Source organism: Cellulophaga sp. RHA19, from assembly GCF_002813425.1.
In the GTDB taxonomy this organism is placed as follows: Bacteria; Bacteroidota; Bacteroidia; order Flavobacteriales; family Flavobacteriaceae; genus Cellulophaga.
Map to the genome: position 1 here is coordinate 3591056 of NZ_PHUL01000001.1, position 16279 is coordinate 3607334.

15 protein-coding genes are annotated in these 16279 nt (G+C 31.7%); 1 reads left to right on the forward strand and 14 read right to left on the reverse strand.

Features of this window, described 5'->3' with window-relative positions; translation table 11 throughout:
- The 10 genes from AX016_RS15605 to AX016_RS15650 all read right to left on the reverse strand — a co-directional run bounded on the left by AX016_RS15605 (nucleotide 1) and on the right by AX016_RS15650 (nucleotide 12801).
- Nucleotides 1-2064, reverse strand: coding sequence for a glycoside hydrolase family 2 protein (locus AX016_RS15605; protein WP_198519449.1), 2064 nt, complete (start codon nucleotides 2062-2064; stop codon nucleotides 1-3).
- Between the two features lie 12 nt (nucleotides 2065-2076).
- Complete coding sequence (locus AX016_RS15610) at nucleotides 2077-3537, reverse strand: alpha-galactosidase (protein WP_100896494.1); 1461 nt, start codon at nucleotides 3535-3537, stop codon at nucleotides 2077-2079.
- Between the two features lie 10 nt (nucleotides 3538-3547).
- The gene (locus tag AX016_RS15615) at nucleotides 3548-5059 is read right to left on the reverse strand and encodes a sulfatase (protein WP_157811143.1); all 1512 of its coding nucleotides are present in this window, start codon (nucleotides 5057-5059) and stop codon (nucleotides 3548-3550) included.
- 94 nt (nucleotides 5060-5153) lie between these two features.
- The gene (locus tag AX016_RS15620) at nucleotides 5154-6569 is read right to left on the reverse strand and encodes a sulfatase (protein WP_100896496.1); all 1416 of its coding nucleotides are present in this window, start codon (nucleotides 6567-6569) and stop codon (nucleotides 5154-5156) included.
- A 13-nt stretch (nucleotides 6570-6582) separates the two neighbouring features.
- Nucleotides 6583-7989 carry a sulfatase gene (locus AX016_RS15625; RefSeq protein ID WP_100896497.1) on the reverse strand — a complete coding sequence of 469 codons (1407 nt, stop codon included), beginning with the start codon at nucleotides 7987-7989 and terminating at the stop codon, nucleotides 6583-6585.
- Nucleotides 7990-8000: 11 nt separating this feature from the next.
- Nucleotides 8001-9605 carry a putative Ig domain-containing protein gene (locus AX016_RS15630; protein ID WP_100896498.1) on the reverse strand — a complete coding sequence of 535 codons (1605 nt, stop codon included), beginning with the start codon at nucleotides 9603-9605 and terminating at the stop codon, nucleotides 8001-8003.
- A gap of 301 nt (nucleotides 9606-9906) precedes the next feature.
- A complete protein-coding gene (locus tag AX016_RS15635) occupies nucleotides 9907-10296 on the reverse strand; it encodes a RidA family protein (RefSeq protein ID WP_100896499.1) in 390 nt (129 codons plus the stop codon).
- Between the two features lie 94 nt (nucleotides 10297-10390).
- Entirely contained in the window at nucleotides 10391-10954 is a 564-nt protein-coding gene (locus tag AX016_RS15640; RefSeq protein WP_100896500.1) for a Crp/Fnr family transcriptional regulator, read from the reverse strand.
- Nucleotides 10955-11044: 90 nt separating this feature from the next.
- On the reverse strand, nucleotides 11045-11809 hold the full coding sequence (gene map / locus AX016_RS15645) for a type I methionyl aminopeptidase (protein ID WP_100896501.1): 765 nt from the start codon (nucleotides 11807-11809) through the stop codon (nucleotides 11045-11047).
- A 77-nt stretch (nucleotides 11810-11886) separates the two neighbouring features.
- The gene (locus tag AX016_RS15650) at nucleotides 11887-12801 is read right to left on the reverse strand and encodes a hypothetical protein (RefSeq protein ID WP_100896502.1); all 915 of its coding nucleotides are present in this window, start codon (nucleotides 12799-12801) and stop codon (nucleotides 11887-11889) included.
- A 251-nt stretch (nucleotides 12802-13052) separates the two neighbouring features.
- Here AX016_RS15650 and AX016_RS15655 point away from each other — a divergent pair, with 251 nt between their 5' ends.
- The gene (locus tag AX016_RS15655) at nucleotides 13053-13652 is read left to right on the forward strand and encodes an MCP four helix bundle domain-containing protein (RefSeq protein ID WP_100896503.1); all 600 of its coding nucleotides are present in this window, start codon (nucleotides 13053-13055) and stop codon (nucleotides 13650-13652) included.
- A 59-nt stretch (nucleotides 13653-13711) separates the two neighbouring features.
- On the opposite strand, the gene AX016_RS15660 is transcribed toward AX016_RS15655, so the two are convergent.
- From AX016_RS15660 to AX016_RS15675, 4 genes are all read right to left on the reverse strand, one after another.
- Complete coding sequence (locus AX016_RS15660) at nucleotides 13712-14182, reverse strand: DUF4952 domain-containing protein (RefSeq protein ID WP_100896504.1); 471 nt, start codon at nucleotides 14180-14182, stop codon at nucleotides 13712-13714.
- Nucleotides 14183-14384: 202 nt separating this feature from the next.
- Nucleotides 14385-14651: a type II toxin-antitoxin system RelE/ParE family toxin gene (locus tag AX016_RS15665; protein ID WP_286142100.1), complete on the reverse strand. Its 267-nt coding sequence runs from the start codon at nucleotides 14649-14651 to the stop codon at nucleotides 14385-14387.
- A gap of 32 nt (nucleotides 14652-14683) precedes the next feature.
- Nucleotides 14684-14926: a type II toxin-antitoxin system ParD family antitoxin gene (locus AX016_RS15670; protein ID WP_100896505.1), complete on the reverse strand. Its 243-nt coding sequence runs from the start codon at nucleotides 14924-14926 to the stop codon at nucleotides 14684-14686.
- A gap of 239 nt (nucleotides 14927-15165) precedes the next feature.
- Nucleotides 15166-16047 (reverse strand): TraB/GumN family protein, encoded by an 882-nt coding sequence (locus AX016_RS15675; RefSeq protein ID WP_100896506.1) that lies wholly within the window; start codon nucleotides 16045-16047, stop codon nucleotides 15166-15168.
- Between the last annotated feature and the right edge of the window lie 232 nt (nucleotides 16048-16279).

A 16279-nucleotide genomic window follows, 5' to 3' on the forward strand; every position in this document is an offset into this window, starting at 1 on the left:
TTATTTATTTTTTAGATTCCATAGCACTTCATCTTTAAGCACTTGATTGTTATTTTTTACTTTTGCTACAATTCTATTTTTACCTTTTTCAAGTTGTACTTTACTAAATATATAATGAACACTGGTTTTACCTTGTTGCTCTGTAGTTACTTTTTTTCCGTTTACATATAACTCTATATGTTCCTGATTAGAATACACGTGTATGTCTGTCTCTGGCTTAGTTCTATTAACTAAACGCCTGTCTGATATATAAATCATTGGCTCTGGGTTCCAATTAGCTTTATACCAATAAAATACATCCTTTTTAGTTTTTCTATCAAAAGTGACTAATCCTTTATGGTTGCGTTTTGTAATACCTCCTCTGGACCATAATGGCAAGCCAAAATCGAACATATTCCATACATAACTTCCTATTAAGTAATTGTCATTTTTTATAATTCCCCACTGAGTTTCATGTAGTCTATTTGCGTAAGATTCTGGAAAAAACTGACCTTTAGGATCTATTTTTTTTGGTAATATATCTGTTTGCTGATAAATATTAGAACCTGCACCATACTCAGATAAAATAACTTTTAAATCTGGATAGTTAAGCTTTAAGTTGGCCAACCAAGACTCTAAATCTGCCGCACTTTTTCCTTGGTACCAACCAAAATATCTATTATTGCCGTGAATATCTGTATTTAAATTCACAGGATCCTCAATATCTGGCTTTCCAGAAACTCCAACAGTATAGCGGTCTGGATCTAAAGTTTTAGCTATATCAATTAAATCTCTAATTAAAACTGGCGCATAGTCTGATGTAGTTTTTGCCCAAACCTCATTATGAGTACCCCAAGTATAAATACTAGAGTGGTTAAAGTTTTGTTTAACTAATTCTGTTATTTGCATCTTGGCATTATCATACTCTTTTTTACGTGTTTTGTTCACAAACGGAATTTCTGCCCAAACTAAAAAACCTATACTGTCACATTTAGAGTAAAAATGTTCTGACTGCTGATAATGAGCTAACCGTACAGTAGTTGCACCAACTTCTTTTATTAATTTTATATCTCTATTTTCTTGCTCTTTAGTTAGTGCATTACCTTGTTTAAATAAATCTTGATGCCTATTAACACCATACATTGGATATTTTTTTCCGTTTAAAAACAATCCTTTACCTGCAATAATTTCAATAGTTCTAAAGCCTATTTTCTGTATAATTTCATCTAAAACCTCTTCCTTATTATTTAAAACAGTAACCTTAACCTTATACAAATAAGGATCTAAAATGCCTTGCCATAAATGAGGATTTTTTATTGTTAGGTTTTGATGAAATGATTGCCTGCCTTGCGGATAAACAAGTATTTGTTTTAAATCTTGGGTAACTACTTCTTTATGTGCATTGTACACCGTAGTTTTTAACGTTACATTTTGTTTATTTCTAAACGTATTCTCTAGCTTAGTTTCTACCTGTAGATCTGCTTTTAATTTGCTAACATTTTTTTGTTTTATATAAACTCCTGCTGAGGCGTAATCTGTAGTTGTTATATTTAATTTTTTGGTAATAATTAATTTAACCGGACGATATATTCCTCCATAAATTCCAAATAAATTATGATTTACAGGAATAACATCTTCTCTTGCTGTATTATCTGCTTTTACCATTAGAGTATTAGCTTCTCCAAATTTTAAAAATGGAGAAATATCAAAAACAAAAGCACTGAAAGATCCTTTGTGTTGCCCAACATGCACATCATTTACATATATATCCGTTACATGACCAACACCAGAAAATCTTATAAACACACGTTTACTTTTCCAATTTAAAGGAGCTTTTATTGTTTTTTTATACAAGCCAACACCTTCGTAAAACCCTTCGCCTTCGTGCATATCAGAACGGTTAAATGAGTGAGGTATAGCAACTGTTTCCCAACCACCTTTAACTTTTAATGTACCTTTTGGCGACTTTACAAAGCTCCAATTATCATTTATATCCAAAATACTTCTACCTGTGTCCTGCCCTTGCATTTTAATAACACATAACGTATAAAACAGAAAAAACAAAAAGTTTTTTAATAAAGCCATAGTTATATTTTTTTAATAGAAATCTGAAATAAACTTACGTTCTCCCTTATGGTAATCCCATAAATAATCTCCTGTAGCAGCTACACATTTTTTACCATAATGATGAGGCAAAACAGAAACTAAAGGATACCCCGTTTTTCCTTTATACATTTCTAAATGCTGTAAAAACTTGGCTTCTGTTATAGCTCCCGTATCATTACCGCCAATATGGTCTATATTTATTCCGCGTCCTGGCGAAGATTTATAAGTAACCTCATAATGTGTTTTTACACGTGCAGGCCAGTTGTATTTATCATTTAACCAAACATCATTAGTTCTAGTTACGTCTGTAAATTTTGTAAAAAATATATCTGGCACATGAAATTCCATTTCTATAGTTGGGTCTATTGCTTTTGCTGCGCGATACAACTCTTTATGTATATGCAACATATCTGATTTTGTGTTGTAAGACATATCTATCTTAAACTTTTTTACCCCTATTTTATAAAACCTATATATAACTTCTGATGCATATTCAAAAATATCTGCTTTAGGGTTTAACCAACGTTCTGCAGTGGTTTTATTTACTTTTCCACTAGATGACCAACTACCTAGCATATCTGGGTATTTTTTTGCAATACTACTAGCGTGATGAATTTTAGGAAACGCAATCCAAAGTCCGGGTGTAAATCCTTTTTCATTAATCATTCCCATTGTTTTTTCAAAGTCTGGAAACTTTTTTGGGTCTGGATGCCAAGTACCAAAACCAGAATTTATAGTGCCATCAGGGAACTGGCCCCAACCATGATCTAAGGTCATTTTACCTTTGGGATACCCATACTCCACTATTTTATCTAAATAGTCCTTAACAAAGTTGTGCGTTAGTAAATTAAAATGTCCGTACCTTTCTTTTGATACATATTTTTGTTCTACCCAAGTACAGTATTCAACATCACTCCAAAAACTAGGGTAATTTGTAGTTAACGGCTTAAAATTAAGACGTTTCATCATTTCTCTGTTATACGCTTTCCAAGCTGCATCACCATCACCAGATTCTTTTACAAATAACTCCTGACCTTCTGGTACGATAATGGTTAGCGTTTCTACACCATCAAAACTAAACGTACTATTTTCATAACCAAAAGTGGTCATAAAGCCCACAAACGTACCATTGGCATCTACAATAATGGGAGAACCAGACATCCCTGAAGCTGCAATGGTAAACGGATTGTGTGTAAATGCACTACTTTTATAATAATGAGCTCCGCCACCTTTTTCCTCTGGAGTAGATATACTATGGTACGGACAAAACAAAGGTGCTTCAACTTTTAAAATAACTTTTTCTATTGCACTAGATCCCTTTACTTTGCTAGCGGATAAGTAATCGTCTTCAGATTTTTCTACAGCAACTTTAGTTGTAGAAGAGCAACTTAATATACTTGCGCCAGCAACACCTAAACCTGCTTTTTTAATAAAATTTCTTCTGTTAGCCATTTCTTAAATATTAGTTTAATTGATCTAAGTTTCTGGTTGGTTTAATTGTAGGGTCTGCTGGTGCATCTACGTAATTCTTCATTTTTTTAAATCGAAGTTTACTAGACTTTTTTCTTTTTACAGGAACCCATTTTTTTAAATCGGTTACTATATGGTTGTACTTTTTGTTAGTAATTAAGTTTTTCCATTCTAACGGATCTTCATCTATATTATATAACTGTTCTGTTCCTGTAACAGTTGTCATATAATGCCATTTGCCTAGTAATACAGATGTACCATCTTGAGTAATAGTTATTCCTGGGTAGTCCCATTTTGCTTTGGGATTATTAATTAAACTAGCAAAACTATGGCCGTCTAAATTTTGCTTTTGGGGTAAACCACTTAATTCTATTAACGTAGGGTACAAATCTATTAAGCTTACGTTTTTATCTACAACAATTGCCTTTTTCATACCAGGTACACGCACAAATAATGGTGTCTTTACGGCCTCTAACCAAGTTGTATTTTTAAGGTAACGTTGTTTTTCTCCCAAGTGCCAACCGTGATCTCCCCAAACCACAACAATAGTATTGTTAGCGTACTTGCTTTCTTCTAAAGCATCTACAACAATTCCTAAGCAAGCATCTACATAAGATATGCTAGCTAAGTATGCTCTAGTTGCCTCTTTTTCTAGTCTGTGCTTTTTAACCCATTTGTATTCTTTTGTAGGCTCATACGCTTGTTTGCCTTCTGGTGTTAAAATATCATTTAAGTCGTTTTCGTTTACAACAGGTGGTACTATATCATCAAGCTTATATAAATTAAAAAACTCTTGTGGCACTATCCAAGGTAAGTGAGGTTTAATAAAACCTACTCCCATAAAAAAAGGCTTATCAAAATCTCTTTGTAATTGCGACTTTGCCCAATCTGCTACATTATAATCTACGGTTTCTTTAAAAGTATCTGTGGTTGGTCCCCAACTTAGTTTTGCATTCTTGTTTTTAAAATTTTCATCTTTTACACCATTTATAATACCTGCCTTTGAAGAAGTATACTTGCTTTTATCTACTGGGTCGTTATTATACCTACGAGCACGTGCAAACTCATTAAACGCCCAATGACCAAAATCTGTTCCGTTTGCAGTACCGTGTTTGTGAAATATTTTACCGTTTGCTAATGTGTGGTATCCGTTTTTAGAAAAGTACTCTGGCAAGGTTGCATTCTGTTTTACAATATCTGAATACAACATATTATGCGCATTACCATACACACCAGATGTACTTGGTAAAAAACCAGATAATAACGAGGATCTAGACGGTCCGCATATAGGAGCAGCACAAACAGCATTTTTAAACACCATTGCACCTTGTTTGGTAAATTTATCCATACTTGGTGTTATGGCTTGCTTATTCCCTTTTAAAGGAGAAACCCAATCATTAATATCATCTATTGCTATAAATAATATATTAGGTTGCTCCTTTTTATCTTGTGCTTTAGTATAAATACAAAAAAGTAAAAGTAAAACTGTAATTCTATTTTTCATTTTATAGGTGTTATTTAACACCACTAAATAATACATAAAAAAAGAGAATTGTGTCTGCTTTAGTTTAACAATTGTAGGTATGCGTTTAAAAGCATTATTTTAGCTTTTGCTGTAGTTGTTTTCTAAATTGAATTAGTATAGACTTACTTGCTTTGTCTTTAGCAATGTTTGTCCATTCGTTAGGATCTTTTTTATGGTTATATAATTCTTCAAAACCATCTGAATATACTGTATATCTGTAGTTATTATTACGCAAAGAGTGTATGCCTTTGGCCTTAGATGTTAAAGCTGTTTTACTCCATTTTGCATTAGGGTTTTGCAATAATTTTGCTATACTTACCCCTTCTAAATCTTTTTTCTCTGGAAGATTACAAATGTCTACTAAAGTTGGATAAACATCTAACAGAGATACAATTTTTGTACTAACACCTACATTTTTAGATCTAGGGTCTACCACTAGCAATGGTGTTTTTGCTGCACGCTCCCACAATACATTTTTAGACCAGTGTTCTTTTTCGCCTAAGTGCCATCCGTGGTCTCCCATTAAAACAATAATAGTATTATCTGCATATTTACTTTTTTGCAATGCATTTAGTACATGACCTACACAAGCATCTGCAAAAGAAATATTTGCCAAATAGGCTCTAACTGCTTGTTTCCAGTTATTAGATTCTAATACGGATTTATGCACTCCTTTTTTTGCCATATTATACCCCATTCTACCAACATCATTTAAATCGTTTTCTAAAACAGTTGGCAATTTAATATCATCTAAATTGTACAAATCAAAATACTTTTTAGGGGCGTACCAAGGCAAGTGTGGTTTAAAAATACCACAAGCAACAAAAAATGGTTTTGTATGTTCTTTACTTATAAAATTTGCACAATACTCTGCCGACTTAAAGTCGTTATTATCCTCATCTTTTACATCTGTTGCGTACCAGTCAAAAGACCTTAAAAAAGAACCTTTAACTCCGTTTTCTTTTAAATTTAAATTATGAGTATGTCTATTTTCTTCTGACGGATATACAGTACCCGCGTTGCCTATTTTTTCTTGCTGAAAAGATCCTGGATCACTACCCTCTTTTGGTTCTTTGCCACCACCTCTTGCATTATGAAAAATTTTACCTGCCGCAGCAGTTTCATACCCGTTTTCTTCAAAATATTGTGGTAATGTTACTGTGCTTTCAAAGCCTTCCATTTCTCTAAAAACTTCATTATTACCATAGACACCAGTAGTACTAGGCTGGTATCCGGTTAAAATACTGGTTCTAGAAGGGTTACACAATGGTGCAGAACAATAAGCATTTTTAAAAACCATACCCTTTGCCGCTAACGCATCTATATTTGGTGTAATGGCTTGTTGGTTTCCGCCAAAGGCTCCTACCCAATCGTTTAAATCATCTACCATTATAAATAAAACGTTGGGTTGTTTTTTGTTATTTTGGGCTGTTGCCATACCACAAATAAGTAGTAAACAGACTAGGATACTATTAATTTTTTTTCTCATTTTAAAACTTATATTATTTAACTCTTATAGCTTCTTTTGCCGGGTTGTAATTGGGGTTTTGCTTCATCATTTGTGCTCCTACTGATGCTCTCCATTTCTCTAACTTCTTTTTCATTTTACGTACCTTGACTACATTAGTACTTGCAAGGTTTGTTGTTTCGTTAGGATCTGTAGTTAAGTTGTACAACTCTAATTTTCCGTCTTCAAAAAACTCTAGCAATTTCCAATTGTTATCTAAAATAGATCCGTAAGGTTTTGTTCTGTGATAGTGTGGGTAATGCCAAAACAAACTTTTTCGTTTTAATTTACTTTTTTCACCAGTAAGTATTGGTAAAAAAGACTCGCCATCTATTTCTTTAGCATTGTAATTTGTTACACCAACCATATCTAAAATTGTAGGGTAAAAATCTATTCCCATAACCGGTACAGCAGATGTAGTGCCAGGTGCTATATTATTGGCCCATTTTACTATTAAAGGTTCTCTTACTCCGCCTTCATACCCGTAGCCCTTGTACCCTCTTAACCCGTTTGTGGTTTGGTCATAATTACCGCCATTATCTCCTGTTAAAATAACAATGGTATTATTTGCAATACCAAGCACATTTAACTTGTCTAGTATTTTACCAACACTAACATCTAACCTTTCTACCATTGCAGCCCTAGTTGCACTAACATATTCGTTTTTAGTATTTACAAAAGTGCTAGATTTTTTCTTGTATTTTTTTACCGTAGCCTTAGGTGCCATAACCGGACCGTGTATTGTGTAATATGAAAAATACAGTAAAAAGGGATCTTTTTTAGATACCGTATCTAAATACGTTATTGCTGCGTTGGTTAACTTGTCGGTTAAAAAATCGTTTTTTTTACCATTATCTAAATTAGGCATATCAAAAGGAGAAAAATATTTACCTCTACCTTTAGGTTGCCCCCATTCTCTACCACCAACGTTTATATCAAAACCGTGGTTTGTTGGGTAATGCTCATTAAAATTTTGCTTACCTGTAGGCATTAAATGCCATTTACCAAAAAAAGCAGTTGAGTAGCCTTGTTCTTTTAATACCTCTGGCAGTAATTTTTCTTTATGTTCTAATTGCTTATTCCAGTTTGGCACTGCTAGTTTAGCATATGCATAATTATGACCACCAATCCAGTCTGTTAGTTTCAATTTTGCAGGGTATTTACCTGCCAAAATTGCTGCCCTACTAGGAGAACATACGGTACTAGCTGCATAGCCGTTTACAAACAACATTCCGTCTTTACTTAGTTTATCAATATTTGGTGTTTCATTAAACGTAGCACCATAACAGCCAAAATCTCCCCAACCAACATCATCTACCAGCAAAAAAACAATATTAGGTTTATTAGATTGAGAAAATAAAAGAAAGGGCAAAAAGCAAAGTATAGATGTTATAATTTTCATATAAATTGTGGTTATTTAGCAGTTGTAACTTTTACAAAAATTACTCCGTGCCTAGGTACACTAGCAGAAAACTGATTGGTAAACTCTCCAATATCTTTTTGTCTCCAAACATCTCTAAAATTTTGAGGCCCAGAAATACCTAACAACTCCCAATTTACAGTAATAGTTTGTTCTTTATTTTTTAGATTAAAAAGGCCAATTGCTTTGCTACCGTCTGATAATTCTTTAACTACAATCTCCATAGTATCATCATAAAAAACAGTTTTTCCTGGTATTGCTACTTCATCTTGATGAATTGCTAATACCTCAGAATTGGTTACTAAATTAACCGTAAACTTATCCATAGTTTCTATAGGGCAACCAATTAATAATGGTGCTGCCCATAAAGACCAAAGTGATACGTGAGAGTATTGCTCATCTGCAGTTAGGCGAGACGGTTGCGGATTTTTACTTCTAGTGTTTACCTCACCAATAACTAACATATCTGGGTCTGGAAAATGGCCTGGAGCGCCAGCAAAACCTTTTTCTAACCAGTTTCTGTGTGCAACCCACTCATCTCTTATACTTTTATGACTTCCTTTTCCGCCCCACCTATCTTTTAAATCTCCATCTGTTCTAAAACAATTTACAATTTCGCCAAATAGTGCTGCATTTTCTATAGGAGCCGTGTTGCTTAATGAATATACAATGTCTCTATTACTCTTTATTAATGCATTAGCCATACGTATGGTACTTTCTGGCTCATTAGGGTTCCAATCATACTTTAAATAATCTATACCCCAATCTGTCCATTGTGCCACATCATTTTCATCAAAAGTATATGTAGCTACTCTGGTAAATGTTCGTTTCTTTTTTAGTTTTTTATCGTTCATTGTTTGGTCCCAATATCCGTCTTTAGTATCACTAGAACCACCAATATAGCCTGCATATGTAGTTACCCACGGAGATGAATAAATACCAACTTTTAATCCCATTTCATGAATTTTAGTTGCCATTGCCTGCATATTTGGAAACTTGACAGAATCTGCTAAAATACCATGATGTTTACCACCTCTGTGAGATTGCCAACCATCGTCTACATTTATATAGCTCCACCCATAATTTGCTAGGCCTTTGTTAACCATTGCTTGCGCAGATGCAATTACATTTTTTTGTGTAACATCTGGTCCCCAACAGTTCCAACTATTCCAGCCCATAGGCGGAGTTAAACAAATGGTTTCACCCACTACAATTGTAAAGTTCTTTTTTTGTTCTCCTTTTTTATTTTTAGCAACAAATGTTAGCGCATAATCTCTTTTTTGCAGATTTTTAATAACACCACTTATTACACCTGTTTCTGTATTTAATTTTAAACCTGCAGGCAATCCTTTTACGGCAAACTCCATTGGTCTTTTTCCTGTTACAGGTATGCTATATAAAAACTGAGATCCTGGGCGTACGCCAAACACTGTTGGTCCGTTTATATTAGGACTAGTACTTGCCTTGGGAGTTAAAATGTATTTACCTTTTGGGTTTTTAGGTTGATACACTTTTTGTTCTTCTTTAGTATTACAAGAAACAATTAGAGTAAAGCATACTAATAAACAAAGAATATTAGTGTATGACGTATTTATCATTGGTGGTTTGTTTAAAATTGGTGTTGCTAAGTAACAAATAAGAGCAGGCGTAAATGTTTCTCTTAGTCAAACTTTTGTATCCTAACGTGCATTTTTAAGGTATACAGCATAAAAAAGTGCGACTGTAATTTACTTACAGGCACACTTTATATAAATTGTACCATTTAAGATGTACAAAAATACTTAGCAATCGTCTTTGCTATTCATAAGTCATTAAACAAAATTTTGTCTGATTTTTCTAGCTGTATTGTATTTACTTCAACTTGTTTTTACTCAACTTAATGTTTAATTTATAAAAACATTACCTTACTACGGTAGCCTCTAATTCTACCTTTAATGTTTCAAAAAGACTTTGTACTTCTAATAAAGTACTTGCTTGTTTTATATTGTGTTTTGTTATCCAATTTTGAAAAATATCAAAACAAGAAAAAAATTCTTCTGTAGACGTAGTGTATATATTTAACCTAACAATATTTTTACACTCATAACCAGCATCTTTAATTACCTGTTCTAAATTTTTAATAGATGCACTTACTTGACTTTTCATATCTTCAGCACTAGATTTCCCATTAGAATCTATTGCTGTTTGCCCTGCTATGTATAAAGTTCCTTCTGCCCTAGCTACTTCAACTGCTTGTACATAACCTCTATCATTTTGCCATTGCCAAGGGTTAATTACTTGTTTTTTCATCTGTTTTTATGTTTTGTGATTACACCACAAATATTTTAAATAATACTATTGTTGGTGCGTGATAAACATCACAATTATAAAAAAGAAGAAATTTTTAAGATGATAACCTACTAAGTGTTTCTCGTGACACACCTAAATAAGAAGCTAAAAGAGTTTTAGGTACTCTTTGAAACAAAATTGGTTGTTGCTTTAACAACTGTACATAACGCTCCTTTGCATTTGAGGTTAAAAAAGATAAAATCCTGTTTTGTGAGGCTATGTGTCCTGAGTGAGATTTTTTAAGAAAAAAACGCTCTATCTTAGGCATTTTAGAAGATAATTTATAATAATTTTTAAGACTAATTGAATACACCTCAGTATCCTCTACACATTGCAATGACATTTTTGCTTTGGTTTGCTCAAAATAGGCTAAAAAATCACTTTCCCACCAGTCTTCCATTGCAAAAGATACTATATGTTGTTTACCATTTGCATCGTTAAATACTAATTTTAAGAGTCCCGAAATAACAAAATAACAATGGTTTACATCTTCGCCTTCTTGAATAAGAAACTCATTCTTTTTATATTTTTCAATATTAAAATGAGATAACACAAAACTAAACTCGTTATCAGAAAGAGGAATTAATTTTACTATGTGTTCTTTTAATTTGTTCTTCATTAGGCAATAACTTCTATTTTATAAATTAATACTGAATAAAATTATAATAGCTAAACACTAGGTTACACTTATAAAAGAACTCAGCAAAACCTAGTTCCACATACCATTAGATTCTGTTAAAATTATTGGTGTGTTATCTGTAACTAGTATTGTTTGCTCGTGCTGTGTTACGTATCCTCCTTTATTACCAACCAAAGTCCAACCATCTTTTAACTCTACAGCAACAGTAGATTTTGTAGAGATAAAAGTCTCTATTGCAACGGTAGTATTTTTTTTAAATCTCTCACGATTAGTTCTAACTCTATAATTCAAAATATTTTCAGGTTCTTCATGCAAACTTCTACCTACTCCGTGGCCTGCTAAATTTTTAATTACTTTAAAACCAGATTTCTTAGCCTCGGACTCTATTAAGTGTCCAATGTCTGCTATTTTTACTCCTCCTTTAATATTTGTAATTGCTTTGTGTAATATATTTTTAGAAGCATCTACAAGTGGTTGGTGATTATGAATATCCTCACCAATAACAAAAGAACCACCATTGTCTGACCAAAATCCGTTTAACTCCGCAGAAACATCAATATTTATTAAATCTCCTTCTTTTAGTATTTTATTTTTAGACGGAATACCGTGAGCAGCTTCTTTATTTACACTTATACAAGCGTAACCAGGAAAGCCATAAGTCTCATAAGGAGCAGATTTAGCTCCATAGCGCTTTAATATTTCTCCGCCATAAGCATCTAATTCTTTAGTAGACATACCAACTTTAGCATACTCTTTCATTAATTTTAGTGTAGTTCCAACAACTTCACTAACTTTTATCATTCCTAGTAATTCTGATTCTGTTGTTATAGACATTCTTCTTTTTTTTATGAGTTACAAGAGTTTGCTTGTTTGTTGTTGGACGTTTAGCGCTATACTTTACTGGTATTTTTTTATTCTAGCATCCAATTAATTAAATCTTTTTTATTGACTATTGCCCAGGAATGCGGATGCCTTTCTCCATTTGCTCTATACCCTCGGTTTTTTGTTTTTATCAATTCAATAGTATCTTCTCCAAATTCTATCATTAACTTTTCTGATAATTTTTGAATGTAAAAGGCATTTAAATCTTCATATTCATTTTTTGCATATTCTTTCCACCACTCTACGTCAGGTTCTGTATATAACCTAACTTTTAAATTTTTTAATCCTTTTAAATTATTAATATTTTCGGTTTTAAATGTATAGGGAGAATATTGCTCATACTTAGTTATCTGGTCTGTAGATGGATTTCCAAATTCTTCATCAAACATATTCTTAATCCAAGTAGATTCTTGAACAGATGACACAGAAAAATTAAGCTTTAAATTCTTTTCTGCAGTTGTATAAAGACCAAGAAGGTCTATTGGTGAATCTACAATAAAAGCACCTTTGGGTTTAATTTCACTTTTATGAACCACAAGGTAATTGCTAATTAGCAGACTTACATTTCCTCCGCTTGAAAACCCTCCTATGAAAATGTTTTTTTTTGATAATCCATGTTCCTTTATTATTCTTGCTAATTGGTCTGCTAGTTCTTGTTTTTCTTTTTTGTTTAAATACAAACGTTGATTTAAATTCATTGCTAAAACCGAATAGTTATTTTTTACACTTAGTTCGGCAATTTTAAATTCAGACAATGTGTTTTCTGCATCGCAAGGAAAGCAGGGAAATAAAATTAATAAGCCATCTTGCTTTTTGGCCTTAACAAGCTCAAAATAAGAAGTTTTTATAACCTCGCTTTTTACTTCTTTAGTCTTATTATCTTTTTTAGACTCGCCTTTACAAGAAGTTACAATTAAAAGTAAAATTATAATGTATTTTGTCATTTTTTTAATTGTAACTAAGGCATTTACATCTAATTATTCTTAGGTTAGTTTAATTATTTTTAATGGTTTTGTTTATATAACCTTACGCATTTTAACATCTAAAATAGTAATAAAAAGCCGATTAAAAAAGTAGTAAATACAGACACGCTAAGCTTTACAAGCAAGCCATAATTAGTAATAATTTACCGCTGGTAATTTATAGTGGTTTTTGTATATTTACAATAGATTTTACACGCTAAAAATTGCCATATATGACGTTTTACAACAAGTTAAAATGGATACTAGGAATCTTAATGATTTTTGTCTTAATAATTGCAACAAATTTAATAGACAAAAATAATTTTGTGCGTGTTCGTGATTCTGTTGTAACAATTTATGAAGACAGGTTAATTGCAAATGATCTCATTTTTGAAATGCTCCAATTAGTTCAGGAGAAAGAAATTGCAGTTGCTGTATCTGATTCTACTTTTTTTAAAGATAAAAATTTAAAAGTCAACACTAATCTGCAGTCTTTGGTTTCTAGGTTTGAGCAAACAAAACTTACAACGCAAGAAACAAAGGTGTTTGATAGTTATAAAAATAACCTTAAGACGTTAATAAAATCTGAAAGTCAATTTTTAAGTACAGGTCATAATAACAAGTCTAAAGTTGTTGCTCAACTAAAAAAAATAAAGACAAATCTTAGCGATTTATCAAAAATTCAGTTGAATGAAGGAAGTAGGCAAATGTTAATTAGTAAACGTGCTGTAGATACTGTAGAGTTGTTTACACAAATTGAAATTTATTTTCTGGTTCTTTTGGCTATCATCATACAAATAATAGTAATGTACAACCCTAAAGAAAAAGCTTAAGTGTTATTATAGCACTGTGCTAAAATAAACACTTTTGCATACTATTACTCGTAGATATTTTACGTTATAATTAATTCTACTGTTACAGTAAAATATTCAATTTTATCTCTGTCGTGTTCTAAATTAATAGTATTTTTTGATTTATCTATTTTTTCTCCAGAGGCAAACATACTAATAACGGCAGAACAATAAGGATCAATTTTCTCAAATTCTGGGTGTTCAAATTGTCCGTATACACCAGCATTGTCCCATCCACAACAAGCCCATTTTAAATTTCCCATTCCATAATTTTCTTTAAGGAAATCTTCTACTATTTTAGATTTATTTCCACGTACTCTGTAAGTAGCTCTATAAATTATTTGACTGTTTTTTACTTCTTCACATTTTACAAATTCTAACTCTTTATGTGTTATTGCATAAGCTTCTAATAAATTACACTTAAGTTCTGTTTTTGAATTAACAAACTTATTTGAGAAACCAAAAATTAGAACTGTAGAAGAAAGCAGTATATATTTTAGAATTGAATTCATTTTGTTTTTTATTAGTAGTAACAACTTTGTATATAGTTATTAACAATTTAAGTTCAATATATTCATCGACAAATTTGTTTCAATTTTATTGCTTAATCCTAACATTAAATATAACAAACGTTGTTGACCTAAAAATCTGATAAGATTTTAGTAAGTAGGCACTAACTAGCAATTAATTTAATATGGTGTTGTGTGCAGTTTTTTATTTCAGTTGTTTTTTAATATCCATTCTCTGATGTAAAATTCTAACGATTTCTACAATTTCATTTTCAACTTTTCTGTAGAATATTAGATGCGATTTAATTTTCGTTACACGATAATTTTTTCGGGTTTGTTCAGCCGATTTTCCAATCAGATAATTATCCGAAATAAAATCTATTTCAGCCATTATTAAATCGTAATACCTGTCTGCTTGTTCTTTAGTCCATTTTTTAAAAGTATAAATCCAAATGTTTTCTAAATCTTCAATCGCTTGTTAGCTTATGCGATATTTATTTTTACTCATAAGTGTTTACGATGTAATTCTTTCAAATGTTGTTTTGGGTCAAAATCTTCAACAAATCCACTATTTTCTCCAATTTCGAGAGCTTTAATAAGTTCTCCTTCTTTTTTTTCTTCACGTTCTAACAGACGTAAAGCTGAACGAATTACTTCGCTAACCGAACCATATCTATCAGAATTTACTTCTTCTCTGATAAAATCTTCAAAATAATTTCCGAGTGATATTGATGTGTTTTTTCCCATTTTGACTATAAGTTTACTCAAACATACCAAATCTTGGGAACGAAGCCAAATTGAATACAACGGTGAGTATAAAACACATAGGGCAGTTAAAGAGCACTATCGTTTCTATTCTATTTATAATTTAGCTAAATGCAAATTGTACTTTTATTTATTCTCTATAAATGCCTCCCGAAGTGTTGAGATAAAAATTTAGTGGTTTTTGTAAATAAAATCAAGCCTTTTGATTAAGTACTTTTTAGCTATGTTTTATACACCGTGTTGGCAACTGGCTTTATTTTTATCGGTTCAATTTTAAATCCTAAATTCTTTAGTTGTTCTAAAATTCCACATTTTTTTGTTAGATGAGAGTAACCAATAGCAATAAAGGTATTTTTATTCTTTAATAAATTTGGAATAATTTTCATCCAATTGTTATTTCTTTCAACTATTAATGAATTATTGTCACATTCTTTTTCAAATTCATAGTCTAAATCAAATTTTCTATATTCATTAGCAAACTGACAATTGTTCATGTTTGGTTCATTGGTTGTCATTTGGTTTATCCAAGCTCTAACAGTTTTTCTAGCTTTTTTCCAAGTTGTTTCTTTTGCCTGATTTTCAATGAGTTTTAACTGTAAACTATCTGTTTCTAATCCTCTAATTTCAATTTTATTTACGTTAGCAATATGCATTAAATAATTGTCAAAGTGGTCAAACTCATCAGTTGTTTTAGTAGTTCCACATTTAATTTTTTGAAATTCTTGTCTTAATTTCCATTCAACTTCTATTGGCTTTAGCTTATATAAATCAACTTTCCATTCTTTTGAAATATTTTTTAGCTTTTCAAAATCTTTTCTTCTTAATCGCTTTTCAATTTCAAAAGACTTTTTCCTTTTCTGAATTATTTTTCTTGTGTTTTCGACTCTGTCTATAGATTCAAAAATAGCAATTTCAGAATTTAATAGTGACTTTTGAATTTCAGGAATAGAATCAACAAATGAATTTCCAAATTGATGAAAAGTTCCTACAATAAAAGATTTTTTATTATTTATGGTATCAGTAACTTTCCATAGAATTGTATTTTGGCTCACTACAAAATTCGTAATTGTCAAAAAGATAATTAAACTTATATTATTTTTCATTTTCAGAGTTCAGTTTAGTGCTTGTTGCCAACGGCTAGCTATGCGTAGTACGGAGGCAAGTAAACTTTTCATTTCTGTCTGCCGAAGCAGCCATCTCGACGCTTCGGGATTTATATTGTTTTATATTTTTTGTCCAAAGCTACCCCGAAGCATCGGGATTTATTTTGTTTTATCTTTTTGCTATAAAGCCAAATCATAAGATTTAGCGACCCTATAAATATACGCAGACCTT